The 15,654-nt window shown below is 66.8% G+C and carries 15 protein-coding genes and 1 tRNA gene; 8 read left to right on the top strand and 8 right to left on the bottom strand.

From position 1 onward, the window contains the following. Positions 1-221: 221 nt before the first annotated feature. Positions 222-1,094: an inositol monophosphatase family protein gene (locus AB4Y86_RS02025; RefSeq protein WP_441399765.1), complete on the bottom strand. Its 873-nt coding sequence runs from the start codon at positions 1,092-1,094 to the stop codon at positions 222-224. 109 nt (positions 1,095-1,203) lie between these two features. On the opposite strand from AB4Y86_RS02025, the gene AB4Y86_RS02020 reads away from it, so the two are divergent. After that, a complete protein-coding gene (locus AB4Y86_RS02020) occupies positions 1,204-1,857 on the top strand; it encodes a hypothetical protein (RefSeq protein ID WP_441399764.1) in 654 nt (217 codons plus the stop codon). Between the two features lie 374 nt (positions 1,858-2,231). On the opposite strand, the gene AB4Y86_RS02015 is transcribed toward AB4Y86_RS02020, so the two are convergent. After that, positions 2,232-3,299 carry a tetratricopeptide repeat protein gene (locus AB4Y86_RS02015; RefSeq protein WP_441399763.1) on the bottom strand — a complete coding sequence of 356 codons (1,068 nt, stop codon included), beginning with the start codon at positions 3,297-3,299 and terminating at the stop codon, positions 2,232-2,234. A 201-nt stretch (positions 3,300-3,500) separates the two neighbouring features. On the opposite strand from AB4Y86_RS02015, the gene AB4Y86_RS02010 reads away from it, so the two are divergent. After that, positions 3,501-3,653, top strand: coding sequence for a hypothetical protein (locus AB4Y86_RS02010; protein ID WP_441399762.1), 153 nt, complete (start codon positions 3,501-3,503; stop codon positions 3,651-3,653). A 157-nt stretch (positions 3,654-3,810) separates the two neighbouring features. Here the strand turns inward: AB4Y86_RS02010 and AB4Y86_RS02005 are convergent, their stop codons facing one another. The 3 genes from AB4Y86_RS02005 to AB4Y86_RS01995 form a co-directional block, all read right to left on the bottom strand. After that, a complete protein-coding gene (locus AB4Y86_RS02005; RefSeq protein WP_441399761.1) occupies positions 3,811-5,346 on the bottom strand; it encodes a putative bifunctional diguanylate cyclase/phosphodiesterase in 1,536 nt (511 codons plus the stop codon). Beyond that, the gene (locus AB4Y86_RS02000) at positions 5,336-5,869 is read right to left on the bottom strand and encodes a DUF7793 family protein (protein ID WP_441399760.1); all 534 of its coding nucleotides are present in this window, start codon (positions 5,867-5,869) and stop codon (positions 5,336-5,338) included. The genes AB4Y86_RS02005 and AB4Y86_RS02000 overlap by 11 nt, the downstream gene beginning before the upstream one ends. 306 nt (positions 5,870-6,175) lie before the next feature. Beyond that, entirely contained in the window at positions 6,176-6,937 is a 762-nt protein-coding gene (locus tag AB4Y86_RS01995) for a DUF998 domain-containing protein (protein ID WP_441399759.1), read from the bottom strand. 85 nt (positions 6,938-7,022) lie between these two features. On the opposite strand from AB4Y86_RS01995, the gene AB4Y86_RS01990 reads away from it, so the two are divergent. The 3 genes from AB4Y86_RS01990 to AB4Y86_RS01980 all read left to right on the top strand — a co-directional run bounded on the left by AB4Y86_RS01990 (position 7,023) and on the right by AB4Y86_RS01980 (position 8,091). After that, positions 7,023-7,095, top strand: a tRNA-Arg gene (locus AB4Y86_RS01990). A gap of 13 nt (positions 7,096-7,108) precedes the next feature. Continuing rightward, positions 7,109-7,681 (top strand): DUF6314 family protein, encoded by a 573-nt coding sequence (locus AB4Y86_RS01985; protein ID WP_441399766.1) that lies wholly within the window; start codon positions 7,109-7,111, stop codon positions 7,679-7,681. Further along, positions 7,678-8,091 (top strand): NUDIX hydrolase, encoded by a 414-nt coding sequence (locus AB4Y86_RS01980; RefSeq protein WP_441399758.1) that lies wholly within the window; start codon positions 7,678-7,680, stop codon positions 8,089-8,091. The genes AB4Y86_RS01985 and AB4Y86_RS01980 overlap by 4 nt, the downstream gene beginning before the upstream one ends. Here the strand turns inward: AB4Y86_RS01980 and AB4Y86_RS01975 are convergent. Then, positions 8,088-10,001 carry an ABC transporter ATP-binding protein gene (locus tag AB4Y86_RS01975; protein WP_441399757.1) on the bottom strand — a complete coding sequence of 638 codons (1,914 nt, stop codon included), beginning with the start codon at positions 9,999-10,001 and terminating at the stop codon, positions 8,088-8,090. The two genes, AB4Y86_RS01980 and AB4Y86_RS01975, sit on opposite strands and share 4 nt — an antisense overlap. A gap of 10 nt (positions 10,002-10,011) precedes the next feature. Next, positions 10,012-11,685, bottom strand: a complete 1,674-nt coding sequence (locus AB4Y86_RS01970) for an ABC-F family ATP-binding cassette domain-containing protein (protein WP_441399756.1) — start codon at positions 11,683-11,685, stop codon at positions 10,012-10,014. Between the two features lie 272 nt (positions 11,686-11,957). On the opposite strand from AB4Y86_RS01970, the gene AB4Y86_RS01965 reads away from it, so the two are divergent. The 3 genes from AB4Y86_RS01965 (at position 11,958) to AB4Y86_RS01955 (ending at position 14,422) form a co-directional block, all read left to right on the top strand. Further along, positions 11,958-12,737 carry a hypothetical protein gene (locus AB4Y86_RS01965; RefSeq protein WP_441399755.1) on the top strand — a complete coding sequence of 260 codons (780 nt, stop codon included), beginning with the start codon at positions 11,958-11,960 and terminating at the stop codon, positions 12,735-12,737. A 98-nt stretch (positions 12,738-12,835) separates the two neighbouring features. Further along, entirely contained in the window at positions 12,836-13,558 is a 723-nt protein-coding gene (locus tag AB4Y86_RS01960) for a hypothetical protein (protein WP_441399754.1), read from the top strand. Positions 13,559-13,687: 129 nt separating this feature from the next. Next, positions 13,688-14,422 (top strand): hypothetical protein, encoded by a 735-nt coding sequence (locus tag AB4Y86_RS01955; protein WP_441399753.1) that lies wholly within the window; start codon positions 13,688-13,690, stop codon positions 14,420-14,422. Between the two features lie 189 nt (positions 14,423-14,611). On the opposite strand, the gene AB4Y86_RS01950 is transcribed toward AB4Y86_RS01955, so the two are convergent. Further along, positions 14,612-15,654, bottom strand: a 1,043-nt coding sequence (locus AB4Y86_RS01950) for a glycoside hydrolase family 38 C-terminal domain-containing protein (RefSeq protein ID WP_441399752.1), incomplete at its 5' end; no start/stop codon positions are given.

The raw sequence follows: 15,654 nt of genomic DNA, 5'->3' as shown, positions 1-15,654 counted from the left end.
GTCCCGACCTCCCCCCGCACCGCGGGACATGCCCCACGCCGGGGCCAGCGAACGGACATAGTGGCACGGTGCCCATGCCTGGGCCCGAGAAATGAGCATGTCCCCTCGACACCGCCGGGAGAATGAGCATGCCCCTCGAAACCACTTCGGGGAATGAGCATGCCCCCTCGAAGCCGCTTCGGGGAATGAGCATGTCCCTTCGACTCGCCGCCGGACCCGGGCTACCCGACGGAGCCCGACTCCAACGCCGCGCGGAGCTGCCGTACCGCCGTCGTGCCCCCGGCCAGGAACCATTCGAGGCCGTTGACGCGGACGACGTCGGCGGCCCCGCCCGCGGCGAGCACGATCGCCTGGCCGGGCAGCCAGTCCCACTCCGGGGAACTGTGCTGGAACCAGCAGTCCAGCTCGCCGTCGGCCACTCGGCCGAGGTCGCATGACCCCGAGCCGAACATCCGCAGGGCGGCCGCCGAGGTCGCCGCGGCGTGCCAGGGCATGGCGCACATCGGGTCGGCAAGCCACGTCGGATGGATATAGGTCGCGGCGCCCAGTTCTGCCAGCGGCGTCTCCGCCCGGCCCAGGCCGCCGGCTTCGCGGGACCTGAAGCTGGTCAGCGGCTCACCGTTGAGGGTGGCCGTCCGTGTGGTGCCGCCGAGCCAGAGCTTGTCCGCCTCTGGCTGGAAGATGGCGCCGAGCAGGGCCCCGGACGACTCCTTGAGGGCGATCGCGGAGCACCAGTAGCTGGAGCCGTGCAGGAAGTTATAGGTGCCGTCCACCGGGTCGATGACCCAGGTCCGGCCGCTGCTGCCTTGCTCGGAGGCGCCTTCTTCGCCGAGGATGCCGTCGTCGGGCCGGCAGCGCTGGAGCTGCTCGAGCACATACGCCTCGGCGGCGTGGTCCGCCGCGGTCACGACATCGGAGACGGACGTTTTCTGGTGGCCCTCCAGTCCGGCCTGCCGCATCAGCAGCGCCAGATTGCCGGCCTCCCGCACCAGGGCCTCTGCGAGCTGGTAGTCGTCCAGGTCGGGGCTGAGTTCCGCGGTGCTGTGCCGGCCGAGCCGGTGCCTGCCAAGTTCGTTGCTGCTTAGTTCGCTCACCCGTTCAGCCTATCGGGACCCGTCAGGCGCTGAACAGGCGCGCCACCGCAGGCGCTGCCCCACCCGCGACCGGCCGGTCCGGGTCCCGGCGAGGGGCAATAATAGAGCCATGGCCAAGACACCCGCGCAGCGGATCAAGAAGCATGGCGCCAACGCCGCCGTTCCCCAGCACCACCTGCCAGCGGTGATCAATCCCAGCACCACCCGGACCCCGCAGAAGGCCCAGAGCAACAGCAACCTCATCCTGATCGCAGGCGTTGCGGCAAGCCTGTTCCYGTTCTGGTACCTCCACTTGCTCACGCTGAATCAGCTCACGCAGCTCAGCGGTGGACTCCCGATGCCCGACTCCTTGGTCGGCGGCTTCGACCAGGGCTTCATTGACCGGTTGCGCTCGGCCATGGACGGCGACGCCCGCGGACAGTTGAACTACGTCCACAAGACCGCCGGTACGCTCTTCCCGCTGATCTTCGGCTTCACCTGGCTGCTGCTGATCGGCACGAATGTAGCCCGGAAGTCGCTCCGCTGGGCGCTCTGGGCGGTCCCCCTGCTGTTCGCGGGCGTGCGGCTGTGGGCGAACCCGGTCATCGACTCAATGTTGTCCGCGACCACGCTCGACGGCGGCCAGATCACCTTGGCATCCGGGCTCACCGTGGCTGGCTGGGTCCTTCTGATCCTGAGCCTCGTGGTGGGCGGCGCGGCGGTCTTCCTGGGCCGGAAGACTAACTCTGCGCGGGCCGAGGCCTCGGGCGGCGCCACGACTTAGCGGCGCGGGGTTCTTGGGGCGTGTTCCGGTCCTGGGTTGAGGTCCATCCTCCCCTTCGGAGGGGACATGCTCAGTCTTAACGCCGGCCAGTGAGCATATGGGCACTATGTCCTCGGGCCAGCGCCAGCGGAGGGCATGCTCCCCCGGGCCAACGGCGCCCGCGTGTCGGCGCCCACGGGACATGCCCAGTCTTAGGAGTGGACACGGAGCATTTGGCCCCCATGCCCAGTCCTCGGCTTCAGCGAAGGGCATGCTCAACGGGAATTCATCGCAATTTTGAGATGTCTCCCGTGAGCAGTCCTGCCGTCGCTTGGGCCACTGGACATGCTCCCCGGGCTCAACCCTGAGTTCCTGACGAAGAACAGGCAGGAAGGTCAGCTGCGGCCGAAACCCAACAGTCGACGCAGCCGAGACGTGAACGAAGCTGTCCCCTGTTCTGACTGAAGGAGTTCACGGGCCTGCTGCGCGCGATGCGGGGCCCCGGCACTTTCAAAGTGAACGACCGATTCCCGCAGAGATTTACGGGCCGCCACAGTGTCGCCTGTTGCGAGGTATGCCCGCGCCAGAAGAAACCATGCGTCCCCCAGTACCTGTGAGCCCGCTGTCGCGTTGCAAATCTCCTCAAGAATCGCCACTGCGGACTCCGCATCGCCTGCGAGGTAACTCCAATGAGCCCGGTTGCGCCTGAGAAGCAGCAAATCGATCTCGCTGCCACCGATGACGTCGGTCGCCAATTCGGCGCGTTCGATGCAGCGAAGGGTGTCGGCGTCCGCGACCTCAGCCGCTAGTCGCATGGCCGCAGATGCCTTGTTGAATTTGGCCCATACGTTGAGGTCCCGGGCTGGCGAAAAGGTCGTCGCAGCAAGTTCGTGGTACGCCAATCCCTCATCAATCTTGTCGCACAGAAACGCTACGTTGCCGATGACCCAATAGGCCTTCCCCGCCAACTGCTCATCCAATTCGTCTGAGATGACGCTGGCGAGTCCCCTGCTCTCCGACCAGGCCTCACTGAGCTTCCCCGAATCCGCTAAGGCGGCGATAAGTGCCTGTCTCGCTTTTACATTGAGTTCAACATCAGATTCATTGCTTGTCAGCTCGGTGGCGGCCTTGGCCTCGGCGGCCGCCGACTCGAGTTGACCTGAGCCTTGATGTGCCTTTGCCATCAGAATGTGGACTTGAGCTCGCAGTTGCGGCGAGATTGAGGCATCGTGGATGAGCGTGCTTGCGGCGTCGGCGCAGCGTTCAAAGTCGGCATCGGATAGGTAACTCTCGGCACGGAAGTAAGTCATCGCCCACCATGACTGGATGTCTCCTTCATCTAGGGCGATTTCAGCGGCCTCACTCGCGCTCTTAGCGGCTTCAGAGAAGTCATGATTGGCCCGATAATCCCGCGCCCGGAGCTCGGCCGCGGCATAGGCCGAAGAGACTGATTGATGTCGCATGGGTTAAGTATCCGCTTCCGCGGGCACTAACGCGGACAGCACACGCATTCCCTAGCCCTGAACCCGGAAAATCGCTGTCCACGTAACACAGACGCAGTGTTACCCGTTGAAATCGTTACATTGCGGCGTGTTGAAACCACCTATACTGAGGTAGCAACATCACATGAGTCACATCAGCCTCTCGAATAACAGGAGCCCCATATGAAGAAGACCTTCGCTACACTGCTCGTCGCCGGCGCCTTGGCTGCAGCGGGCTTTTCTGCCGCATCTGCAGTGTCCGCAAGTGGTAGCACGTCGGGCCAGGGTTCTGTTGAGGCCGTGTACTACTGGCCCGACTCCATCTCGAAGAACTAACGGAGTCAGCTACCGCAAAGGGCGGGAGTCCGGACCAAGGTCTGGACTCCCGCCCTTTGTCATGTCTGCGACGAGCCGCCCAACAGCCGCCCAACAGACGGCCGCCGTCGTTCCCGGCCGCCGTCGTTCCCGGCCCTGCCCAAACCCAACCAACCGCCTACTGCGAAACTGACCGGCCCAGGCTGATCAGGGCAGCAACAGCCTCAGGAGGCGTCGGTCGGCCGAAGAAGTAGCCTTGGCCGCTGGCGCATCCCAGCCGGACCAGTTCCTCGGCCTGCTCGGCCGTCTCGATTCCTTCGGCCACCGCTTTCAGCCCGCAGGCGTGGATCAGGTGCAGCACGGCCTCGACAAAGCGGCCCTGATCTTCGTCTGTCCCCAGTCCGTCGATCAGGCTTCGGTCGATCTTGACCACGTTGACGGGGAGACGGCGCAGGTAGCTGATGGAGGAATAGCCCGTGCCGAAGTCGTCGATTTCAAGCTGCACGCCGAGCTGCCGCAATCCGCTCAGGGAGTACTTGTCCACGTCCCCGCCGGTGACAGCCATGGACTCGGTCAGCTCGATGACGAGGTTCTTGGCATCCACACCCGTCTCGCGGAGGATGTCCTGGACGTGCTCGATGAGCTCGAGGTTTTGCAGCTCGGTGGTGGAGATATTGACCCGGACGGAGAACTCAGGGTCAAACGTCAAGCGGTCCTGCCAGTCGCGGAGTTGGCGGACCGCGTTGCGCAGGACCCAGTGTCCCAGCTCCACGATCATCCCGGTCTCTTCCGCCAACGGAATGAACTGGTCGGGCATCAGCAGGCCGCGCTCGGGGTGGTTCCAGCGGACCAGCGCCTCGACGCCCTCGATCTTTCCGGTGGCGAGCTCCACCACGGGCTGATAATGCAGGGTCAGCTGGTCCTCGCGGATCGCCTGGCGCATCTCTGTGACCATGAGGCTTTGCAGCCGGCGGGCGTACAGCAATGCCGGTTCGAAGACCTTGATCCCGCTGTGTGGCTGGGCCTTGGCGGCGTACATGGCCGTGTCGGCTTCCATCACTAGATCGTCGGCGGACTGTCCGGGTTCGGCCACCCGCACACCGATGCTGGTGCCGCAGGTGATCCGGAGGTCGCCGATTTCCAGGCTCTCGCTGAGTGCCTTGAGGATCCGGTTGGCCACCCGACGGGCCCGGACAAGGTTGGACTTTGGCAGCATGACGGCGAATTCGTCGCCGCCCAGCCGGGCCACGGTGTCGGTGACCCGGACCGCGTCCTGGAGCCGGCGGGCAATCACGCGCAGGACGTCATCCCCCGCGCTGTGGCCGAGCGTGTCATTGATGCCCTTGAAGGAGTCAAGGTCGAGGACCAGCAGGGCCGGCGGCAGCTCGCCGCGTGTCGTCTCAGCGAGCGCGTGGCTGAGTACCGAGTTCAGCGCCGTCCGGTTGGCCAGCTGGGTCAAGGGATCGGTCAGCGCCATCCGTTCCAGCTCCACCTGGGCCTGGCGCAACATTGCCGTCCGGCTCTCGACCCGTTCCTCGAGCTCCTGGTAAATGGTCTGCAGGTCATCCGCCATCAGATTGATGCCCGCAATGACGGCCGCGACGTCGTCGCGCGCGCCGGAGTGCGGAATCCTGGTACTCAGATCACCGCTGGCGATCCGGACAATGCCCTCAACGAGGGTATGGAGCCGAGGGTCGGGGACATCACTTTTCACTCGTGTACGGCCTTAACCACTCGAGGGCTTCTGTCCGCGAGCGGAAGAACTCTGCCGGGATCGTGTCGGACTTTGAACGGAGCAGGTAATGGGCGATCACGCGGTCCACGGGGGTCTCCCCCACAATGGCGACCGCCGACGCCGCGATGGAACCGGCATAGACCTGACGGGCTTCCACGCTGACACCCACCGCGCCCGAGATCACCAGCAACACCGGCAGCCGCCTGCCGTCGGCCAACGCACGGACGGCCGCGCCGGCCACCCGCGCTTCGGGGCCCTCGATCTCCTGGTTCGGCGGCAACGCGACTTCGATAATGCCGCACGCCAACTGCCGGACGCCGATGACGGGTTCGGCAGGTGCTTCGGGGTCCGCAGGCGCCTCCGGGTCCGCCAGACCCAACCCGGCCAGGCTCCGCGCCGCCAGGGTTCCGGACGACGGCGCCGCGTCCGCTGGCGCCTCAACGGCCGATTGCGCTTCCAGCGGGGTTTCCTCATCCGGCGCGACCGGAGCTTCAACCGTCACCGGATCACTGCCCGACGGACAACACTGCGGCGCGCTGTGACGCCTTTGTGGCCGCCGAAGGCAGCCGCTGCAACGCTCGGCACAACTAGCAGATCAGGCATCTGTCCCCAAAGACTAAAAGTCGGCAATTCGGCGTGCTCCGGAGCCAACTCCGGCACGAGGCACCGGAGCGCGTTCCGGCGAATGCCCTCATAATAGTCGAAGCGGACGCTCAGATGAGACATCGGACACCCCCAAGACACGGATTGGTCGCGAGTAAAAGTGCCCGATACCGCCGCACGTTGGCACCATTCGTCCGCCAAGGCGTCAGCCGGCGCTCACCTTCCGCGCTGCCAGCTCCCGGCGGACCCGCTGCGCGAGAACCAGGCCCAGGGCTGCCATGCCGATCGTGATGGGGTATCCCATCAGGCGTTCCAGCGTGCCTGGTTCGGGCACCCGCATCCCCGTTCCTCCGCCGGTAATGAGCGCGGCCAGCGAAACGGCGCCGCAGGCAAGGATGAACCAGCCCAACGGCGTCTGGCGTCGCCACAGCCAGCCGGTCAGCACGAGGGCCAGGCCGCCGCCGGCAAAGTACATAAGGGCGCCCGCCAGATGCCAGCGGGAACCGGTATCTTCGGGGACCAGCCCCACCACCACCGTCCCGGCCCCCGCAACCAGGCTCAGCGAGCGGGCAACAAGGCCGGCGGCCGACGGCGAGCGCTGCCCCGGAGCCACTACGAGCCGCGCCCCCGCGCGACCCGCGATGCCGATCACGGCGGAGCTGAGCAGCAGCGCGCCCACCATCATGCCGATGCCCTGGACCACGAACGAAGCATCCATCAACAGATGCGCCGGCGAGCAAACATCGCGGCCGGAAAACCCGCCGCAACCCAGCGCGCCCAGGTCGCTGATGTAGCCGGTGCGGCGGCTGTACGGCTCCTTGCCTGCCCACGCGCCGATCACCGCCGCCTCCGCAACGAAGTACTGCAGGACGCTCAATTTGGCGAGCGCTCCGAGGTAGAACCTGGTGGAGGCCACATCGGGGACGTAGATGAGCTCCCGGGGCGCCGTGGTGGAAGATGCCGTCATGCCAAGAGCGTAGTACGCGCCCTCACCTTGTATGCTGGTATCCGTGTCCGGACGGGCCGGCCGACGGCCACCCACCCGCACACCCGCCCTCGTAGCTCAGTGGATAGAGCACGGCTCTCCTAAAGCCGGTGTCGTTGGTTCGATTCCAATCGAGGGCACTTGGACTCCCCGATGCCGGGCGCCGGCCAAGACTCCGACCTGCGCTTTCCGCTGCGCTCCGACCAGCACTTTGAGCTGCGGGCCTACCTGCTGGGCGACTGGAAGGTGGCCCGCACCATGCTGGACCGGGCCGCCGGCCTCCACGGAACGTTCGCCGGCGTCGTCCGCTTTACGGACATCGACGGCGGCCGTCTCCGCTTCCGCGAGGAGGGCATCGTGCGCTGGAACACGGCCGGCACTGTTCCCTTCACCGGGCCGGCCAGCCGGGAGTATCTGCTCCGGCCCGCGGCCACGCCGGACATCATGGATATGTACTTCCCCGACGGGCGCCCGTTCCACCGCATCGGCTTCGGTGCCCACGACCACCAGGACAGCCACTGGTGCGATCCCGACACCTACCGGGTCCGCTACACCGGCGTCGGTCCGGACGAGTTCCACTACCGCTGGGATGTCTCCGGCCCAGCCAAGGATCTGCTGCTCGAATCCGTACTGCACCGGGCTGCGTCACCGGCAGCCGTCGGGACGCCGGAGCCGACGCCGAAGCGGGAGCCGGAGCCGGAGCGGGAGCCGGAGCCGGAGCTGTGAATCCCCGGATCGTGGTCTCCGCCGTTTGCGTCTTTGACGCCGCGGGACGCCTGCTGACCGTCCGCAAGCGCGGCACGGACAAATTCATGCACCCCGGCGGCAAGCCCGAGGCCGGGGAAACCGCGGCCCAGGCGGCGTCCCGCGAACTGGCGGAGGAGGTCGGAATCATCGTGCCGCCCGAGGACCTAGAGCCGTTCGGCAGTTGGCTGGCCGAGGCCGCCAACGAGGCCGCCACTCAGATCGAAGCCACGGTCTTCATTGCGCCCGGGACCTGGACCGCGCATGCCTCGGCCGAGATCGCCGAGATCCGCTGGCTGGACCTCGGCGCTGGACTCCCGGACGACCTGGCGCCGCTGCTCACGGACCATGTGCTGCCGCTCCTCGGGGTCCCGCCGGCCCGGAACGGCTAGGACTCCGGAACCGCGTCGGCCGCCACCGCGGTGGCCTCGGCGAACTGCGTGCGGTACAGCTCCGCGTAACGGCCTTCGGCGGCGAGCAGTTCGTTGTGCGTGCCGCGCTCCACTATCGAGCCSCCCTCGACCACCAGGATGGCGTCGGCGGCGCGGATCGTGGAGAGCCGGTGCGCGATCACGACGGCGGTGCGGCCTTCGAGCGCCACGCCGAGCGCTTCCTGCACGGCGGCTTCGTTGGTGGAGTCCAGGGCGGCTGTGGCTTCGTCCAGGATCACGACACGCGGCTGGGCGATCAGCAGGCGGGCGATGGTGAGCCGCTGGCGCTCACCGCCGGAGAGCCGGTAGCCGCGCTCCCCCACCACGGTGTCCAGGCCGTCCGGCAGGGAGCGGATCATGTCCTCGAGCCGGGCCTGCCGCAGCACGTCCCACATCAACTCATCACTGGCGTCCGGGCGGGCCAGGCGCAGGTTGGAGGCGATGCTCTCGTGGAACAGGTGGCCGTCCTGGGTGACCATGCCCAGGGTGGCGCGCATCGAGTCGAAGGTGAGGTCGCGGACGTCGACGCCGCTGCCGGGCTCCCTACCGCCGAAGCGGACGGCGCCGGAATCGACGTCGTACAGCCGGGAGAGCAGCTGGGCGATGGTGGACTTGCCGGCGCCCGAAGAGCCCACCAGAGCCACGGTCTGCCCCGGYTCCACCCGGAAGCTGATGCCGTGCAGCACCTCYTCGCCGCCGCGGGTGTCCAGCGTGGAGACGTCCTCGAGCGAGGCCAGCGAGACCTTGTCCGCCGCGGGGTAGGAAAAACGGACGTCGTCGAACTCCACGGAGAGCGGACCGCGGGGCGACTCGACCGCATCCGGTTTCTGCTGGATCAGGGGCTTGAGGTCGAGGATTTCGAAGACGCGCTCGAAGCTGACCAGGGCGCTCATGATCTCCACCCGGGCGCTGGAGAGTGCGGTCAGCGGAGCGTAGAGGCGGGTGAGCAACAGCGCGAGCACCACGACGTCGCCCGCTGCGAGCTGGCCGCCCAGGGCCAGCCAGCCGCCCAGTCCGTAGACCAAGGCCAGCGCCAGGGCGGAAACCAGGGTCAGCGCGGTGACGAAGGTGAACTGCAGCATGGCGGTGCGGACGCCGATGTCCCGGACCCGGCCGGCCCGGAGCGCGAACTCATGGGACTCCTCGTCCGGCCGGCCGAAGAGCTTGACCAGGGTGGCTCCGGGCGCGGAGAAGCGTTCCGTCATTTGGGTGCCCATGGCGGCGTTGTGTTCCGCGGCCTCGCGGCGCAACTCTGCCAGCTTGGAGCCCATCCGGCGGGCCGGGATGAGGAAAATCGGCAGCAGGACGATGGCCAGCACGGTCACGAGCCAGGACTTGTTGAGCATCACCGCGAGGGTCAGGACCAGCGCCACCACGTTGCTCACTACGCCGGAGAGTGTGCCGGCGAAGGCCGACTGCGCACCGATCACGTCATTGTTGAGCCGGCTGACCAGGGCGCCGGTGCGGGTGCGGGTGAAGAACGCGATCGGCATCTTCTGCACGTGGTCGAACACTTTGGTGCGCAGGTCCACGATCACGCCCTCGCCGATGATGGAGGACAGCCAGCGCGTCACCAGCCCGATTCCCGCTTCGGCCACGGCCACGATCGCGATCAGCACGGCGAGCCAGATTACCGTCCCGGAGTCTGCGTGGGCGATGATCGCGTCCACCACCTGGCCGGCGAGCACCGGCGTCGCGACCGCGAGGACCGCCATCACGATGGACAGCAGCACGAAGGCAATCAGCCGGTTCCGATGCGGCCGGGCGAAGCCGAAAACGCGTTTGACCAGCGCCTTGGAGAACGGCTTGGAGCCGTCCGAGGCACGGGTGATGTTGTAGAGGGAGCTCCAGGCGACCCGGTCCATGCTCATTTGTTGGTGCTCATCTTTGGTTCAGGCCTTTCGCGGCGCTGGCGCCGAGGAGTTGGGTGACGACGCCGTCGAGGACGTTCCAGCGCACGTCCAGGCGCACGTTTTCCAGCAGCCTGCGGTCGTGGGTGACCAGCAGCAGGGCGCCGTCGTAGCTGTCCAGGGCTTCCTCGAGCTGTTCGATCGCGGGAAGATCCAGGTGGTTGGTGGGCTCGTCGAGGACCAGCAGGTTCACACCGCGGGCCTGCAGCAACGCCAGCGCCGCCCGGGTCCGTTCGCCCGGCGAGAGCGAATCAACGGTCCGGGTCGTGTGGTCCGCTTTGAGGCCGAACTTGGCCAGCAGGGTGCGGACCTCGGCCGGGGACAGTTCGGTGAGTATTGCCTCGACGGCGTCGGCGAGTTTAAGGTGGCCGGCCAGCAGTCCGCGGGCCTGGTCGATTTCTCCGACCGCAACCGAGGCGCCCATCGAGGCGCTGCCGGCATCGGGCTGCTGCACCCCCAAAAGCAGGCGCAACAGGGTGGACTTGCCCGCGCCGTTCGGCCCGGTGATCCCGATCCGTTCCCCGGCATTGAGCTGCAGGTTCACCGGCCCCAGAGTGAAGTCCCCCTGGTGGACGACGGCGTCGCGCAAAGTCGCGACGACGGCGCTGGATCGCGGCGCCGATCCGATGCTGAACTGCAGCTGCCATTCCTTCCGCGGTTCCTCGACTTCCTCGAGGCGGGCGATCCGGGATTCCATCTGGCGGACCTTCTGGCCCTGTTTTTCGGAGGACTCGGTGTTCGCGGCGCGGCGTATCTTGTCATTATCCGGGCTCTTCTTCATGGCGTTGCGCACGCCTTGGGAGCTCCATTCGCGTTGCGTGCGGGCCCTGGAGACGAGATCCGCCTTGGTGGCGGCAAACTCTTCGAAACGTTCCCGGGCGTGCCGGCGTGCCACGGCGCGTTCCTCCAGATAGGCCTCATAGCCGCCGTCGTAGACCGCAACGGCGTTCTGCGCGAGGTCCAGTTCCACGATCGTAGTCACGCAGCGGGCCAGGAATTCCCGATCATGGGAGACCAGCACCACTCCGCCGCGCAGACCCCTGACGAAGGACTCCAGTTTGGCCAGGCCGTCGAGGTCGAGGTCGTTGGTGGGTTCATCGAGGAGCACGATGTCGRAGCGGCTCAGCAGCAAGGCCGCGAGCGCCACCCGAGCGGCCTGTCCCCCGGAAAGTCCGGTCATCGCGGCGTCGGGTCCCACCTCCAGTCCCAGGTCCGCCAGCACCGGCGGGATCCGCTCCTCCAGGTCAGCGGCGCCGGAAGCCATCCAGCGGTCGAACGCCAGCGAATATGCGTCTTCGGAGCCCGGGGCCCCGATCCCCAGTGCCTCTGCCGTGGACTCCATCGCGGCCGACGCCTCGCCGCAGCCGGTGCGCCGCGAGATGTAACCTTCGACGGTCTCGCCCTCGATCCGTTCGTGCTCCTGCGGCAGCCAGCCGACGAAGGCGTCTGCGGGGGCAAGGCTGACGGTGCCCTCCTGCGGCTGGTCCACGCCGGCGAGCAGCCGCAGCAACGTGGATTTGCCGGCGCCGTTGGCCCCCACGACGCCGACGACATCGCCGGGCGCGACGGTGAGAGAGAGTTTGGAAAAGAGGGTGCGGTGGTCGTGGCCGCCGGAAAGGTCCTTGGCAACAAGGGTTGCAGTCATTAGTCCATTCTCTCACCGTGGGCCCGCCCCCGGCGCCTGCAGGGCGCCCGGCCAATCTCTGAAAACGCGCCGCAGATCCGCCGACAAGGCGCCTGCTGGTGGCCGGGCATAGAAGAACCCGCTGGTCCGGACTTGGGGGGTGTACGGACCAGCGGGTTCGAGCGTTTAGCATAGTTGAATCTACTCCGCCAGTAAAATCGCAGCGCACCCGTACCTCGGGAACGAGCCCTGCGGACAACTGGCAGGCCCCCGAACCAAAGGCACTCCATCAAATGATTCCTGCCCTGCAATGGTCCACCTTGCTGATTTGCGCACTGGTTGCCCTGCTCCGGCTGCCCGCCGCCCTGCGAGGCGAGAACCGCTCGCTGTTCGGCATTTTCGTGCTCGCCGCCTTCGCGATGCTGCTCAGCATTGAGCCCAGCTACACGAGCATTGATGCCTGGCTTGGCTCCAGCAACTATGCAAATCTCGTGCTGCGCTTCGTGATCTACGGGACCGTCTTGCTGGCCGGTTACAAAATCGCACGCGGGTTCGGAGCCGCGGCCAGCGTCCGGCTTCTGCTGGGACCGGTGGGCCTTACTGCGCTGGCTGTGATTGCGGCCGCGACGGTGGTTCCGTTCCTGATGGCCAACACGGTCGGCACAGCGGTGGGCCTGGCCGGTCTTCCTGACCAGAGCGAAAGCAATAAGGAGCTCATCCGGTACTACACCGCGTCGGGGCGGCTCTATCCGGCATTCGTGGCCGCCTGCCTTCTGCCTCCCACGGTCAGGGCCGTGCGATCCACGCTCCCCTGGCTGGTCCGCGTTGGTGCCGCCGCCCTTTCTCTGGGAGCGGCGGCCATGATCGTGCTGGCGTTCGGTGAGTTGCTGCCCCCGCCGCTGATCTTCCTTCAGTACTACATCAGTTCGGCTGCCGTGCTGGGCCTCGTGGGGGGACTCGCCTTGATCTGGTTGGGCAAGGTGGTGGCGCATCGTGCTTCCGATAGGCACAACGATTCCCCCGATCGTCACCGCGCCGCCGGTCACCAAATCGTTCGCAGCGACGAATTATGATGGTGTGAAGGTGGGGGCGCCGGGCTTCTCCGGCCAGGAGTCCGTAGCAGACAAGCCCACCGAGGCCCACGCTTGACCGACCCTGCAGAAAGTCATTGATGCCACTCCCCGCCAAAGCGTTCCAACACTGGCTTCACAGTGCTGCGCCGGCGATGAGCACCGCCGATATTTGCAGGATCTCCGGCGTCAAGCGCACCACCCTGGCCCAGCAGCTGGTGCGCGGCAAGGTCGCCGAGAGCACACTCGTGAGCATCAGCCGGGCCCTCGGGTTGAACCCACTCGACGGACTCGCCGGCTTTGAAAGCTACGCCGGCCTCAAGGGACAGTCCAAGCCGCCGACGCCTGCCGAACTCGTCAGCCAAATAGCCACCACAGACCTGCTGCGCGCCGTGATTGCCCGCACCGCCCCCGGCGATGCCGCGCCCCCGGCGCTGGGCCCTGCTCCGCACGCCACATCTGTCCGTAACTGGGTGGATGCCATCGACGAYGGCGAACTCCGGCACCGCGTGTCAGCCGCGACCGGTGTGGCGCCGCAGAACTATTCGGCCCAACTGACGGCTAACCGGCTTGCCCCGGAATTGGCGGTCGCCACATCCCGCGCCGCGGGGGTAGGCCTCACCGGCGGTCTGGTCGCGACAGGTCTGATCACGGAAGCCGAAGCAGGCTGGCCGCCCGGCGCCCGGCAATCGGCGCTGGGCGCCCTCTCCGACGGGGAACTTACCGTCCTGGCCGGAGACCGGCTGCAGACACTCGGCCGGACGCTACGGCGGCAGGAACAAGAACGCGCGCAAACCGAAAAGATCTGGGAGAACCTGGGATGATCCACATCTCGCAGTCACCCTCCGCGGAACTACCCCTGGCTTCAAAAGTGCGGTCGCGTCCGTCGCCACGACGCCCACCAACCGGGCCGCTGGACGACGCCGCCGCCGCGGCCCAGGAGACCCCGGACCATGGCCGTCCTTGAATGGGGGACGCTGATTGTTTGCGGCATCGCCCTGCTGGTTCGTGTCCCGGACGCCGTGCGCGGGCGCAACCGGGTGGTCTTCGGCATCCTTTTCCTTGCCACAGTGTGCAGCCTGCTCAGCATTCCTGGTCCTTACGCGGCTATCGACCAGGCACTCGGGAATTGGAATCTGACCAACTTGGTCCTGCGGTTGATTGTCTTCGCGATGGTCTTCCTGGTGGGCCTGCGGCTGRCCTCGGGGCTTGGCGCCGCGCGTGCCCGACGGCTGCTCACGGGAGTTTCCGGACGCTGGGGACTAGCCGTCGCGGGTCTGGTCGTGACGGTGACGTTCTTGCTGATGGACACCAAGGGGTCCTCGGCCGGGCTCGAGGCTCTCTCCGACGACGGCGGCCGCAACGCCATGCTTGCCCCGTTCTACGCGGCAGCCGGGCGCAGCTATCCGGCGTTCGTCTCGGTGGCCCTGCTGCCTTCCCTGCTGGCGGCTGCGCGGGCTCGCCTGCCCCGGCTGGTGCGGGCAGGCGCCGCCTTGACCTTGGTCGGAGCCGCAGCGGCAATCGTGAGTGTCCCGGCGTCGTTCGTGCCCAACGCGTGGGATCCGTTCCGGCTGCTCGTCAACTATCTGGCGGTGCTCGGCTATGTCACGGGGCTCCTTGTCTTCTGGATTTCCGGGCAACTCGCCCGGCCGCCAGATAACACTCCCGCAACGTTCCGTAAAATCTAGGGCCTGGCGTTCACATAATCATTAGATCGTGAGAGAATCATGAATGTGTGAAAACGCCAGCCGGCGCCGTGAATGGGGATTCAGTCTTACGGAGTCGGCGGAGCGTCCAACGCCATTGGGGGGATGAGTGGTAGCGGTCCAGTCGGACCGCTCCCACTCAGCCTGTTTAACGGCCTCCAGCGGTTTCTCTCAGCGCAGGAACCTCAAGGTCAGGAGCTGGAAGGGCCGCAGCGTCAGTTCCGCCGCCCCGTCGTGAGCCCTCACTCCGGGCGCCTCCGCAGGGCGTTCCAGAAGATCCACAGTCCGCACTCCCGACGTGCCGAAGTTGGCTGAAACCACGCCGGATGAACGCTCACCGAGGGACTCGTAAACCCTCACGATCACGTCGCCCGAGCCGTCCTCGGCGAGTTTGACCGCCTCAATCACGAGCGCAGGGTTGGAGACGGAAAACAGCGGCTCCACACCGTGGGAGCCCTTGACCACTCGCGGGGCGAGGTTGGTGCGGTAGCCCTCCTCGACGGCATCGGCGATGCTGGCCCCGGGCCGCACCGTGACCGTCAGTTCATGCGGCCCGCGGTCCGTGTTCGGGTCTGGGAACTTGGGTGCCCGCAGCAGCGAGATCCGGACGGTGGTGGTGGTGCCCCCGTCGTCCTCGCGGATATTGCGCGTGACGTCGTGGCCGTAGCTGGCAGCGTTACTGACCGCGACGCCATAGCCTGGCTCAGCGACGTGGATCCAGCGGTGCGCGCAGATCTCGAACTTGGCAGCCTCCCATGAGGTGTTCAGGTGGGTCGGCCGGAACACGTGGCCGAATTGGGTTTCCGAGGCGGAGCGGTCGGCCCGGACATCGAAGGCGAAGCCCAGCTTGAGCAGCTTCTCGCGTTCCTGCCAGTCCACCGCGGTGGAGATCACCAGCGACGGCGCCCCGGCTTCCAGCCGGATCTGCTGGGTCACGGCGGAGTCGCCGGCCAGCCGTTCCACCACGACGGTTGCGGCGCCGTCCGAGCGCTCCAGGGTCACGGAGCGCGCCTCGACCAGCGCCGTGACGTTGCGGCGGTAGAACGCGTCGATGTCCCACGCATCCCACTCGTTCGGGGTGTCCCGGTGCAGTTCGAGGAGGTTGCCGAACTCCCCCGGAGCGATTGCGTCGCGGCCGCTGCCGTGGTCCCGCAGCGACACCAGCAGGCCGTCGGCGTTGATCACGGCGCGGATGACCCCGTTGTCCAGCACGT

The organism is Arthrobacter sp. 2YAF22_2 (assembly GCF_052114645.1).
Lineage (GTDB): Bacteria > Actinomycetota > Actinomycetes > Actinomycetales > Micrococcaceae > Arthrobacter.
This window is presented reverse-complemented; position numbering and strand designations above follow the sequence as displayed.

What these genes read in the sequence shown, in the direction of transcription:
- AB4Y86_RS01965 (WP_441399755.1), top strand. Translation starts at nt 11,958, where the DNA reads ATGATTCCTGCCCTGCAATGGTCCACCTTGCTGATTTGCGCACTGGTT.
- AB4Y86_RS02015 (WP_441399763.1), bottom strand. Translation starts at nt 3,299, where the DNA reads ATGCGACATCAATCAGTCTCTTCGGCCTATGCCGCGGCCGAGCTCCGG.
- AB4Y86_RS02010 (WP_441399762.1), top strand. Translation starts at nt 3,501, where the DNA reads ATGAAGAAGACCTTCGCTACACTGCTCGTCGCCGGCGCCTTGGCTGCA.
- AB4Y86_RS01995 (WP_441399759.1), bottom strand. Translation starts at nt 6,937, where the DNA reads ATGACGGCATCTTCCACCACGGCGCCCCGGGAGCTCATCTACGTCCCC.
- AB4Y86_RS01985 (WP_441399766.1), top strand. Translation starts at nt 7,109, where the DNA reads ATGCCGGGCGCCGGCCAAGACTCCGACCTGCGCTTTCCGCTGCGCTCC.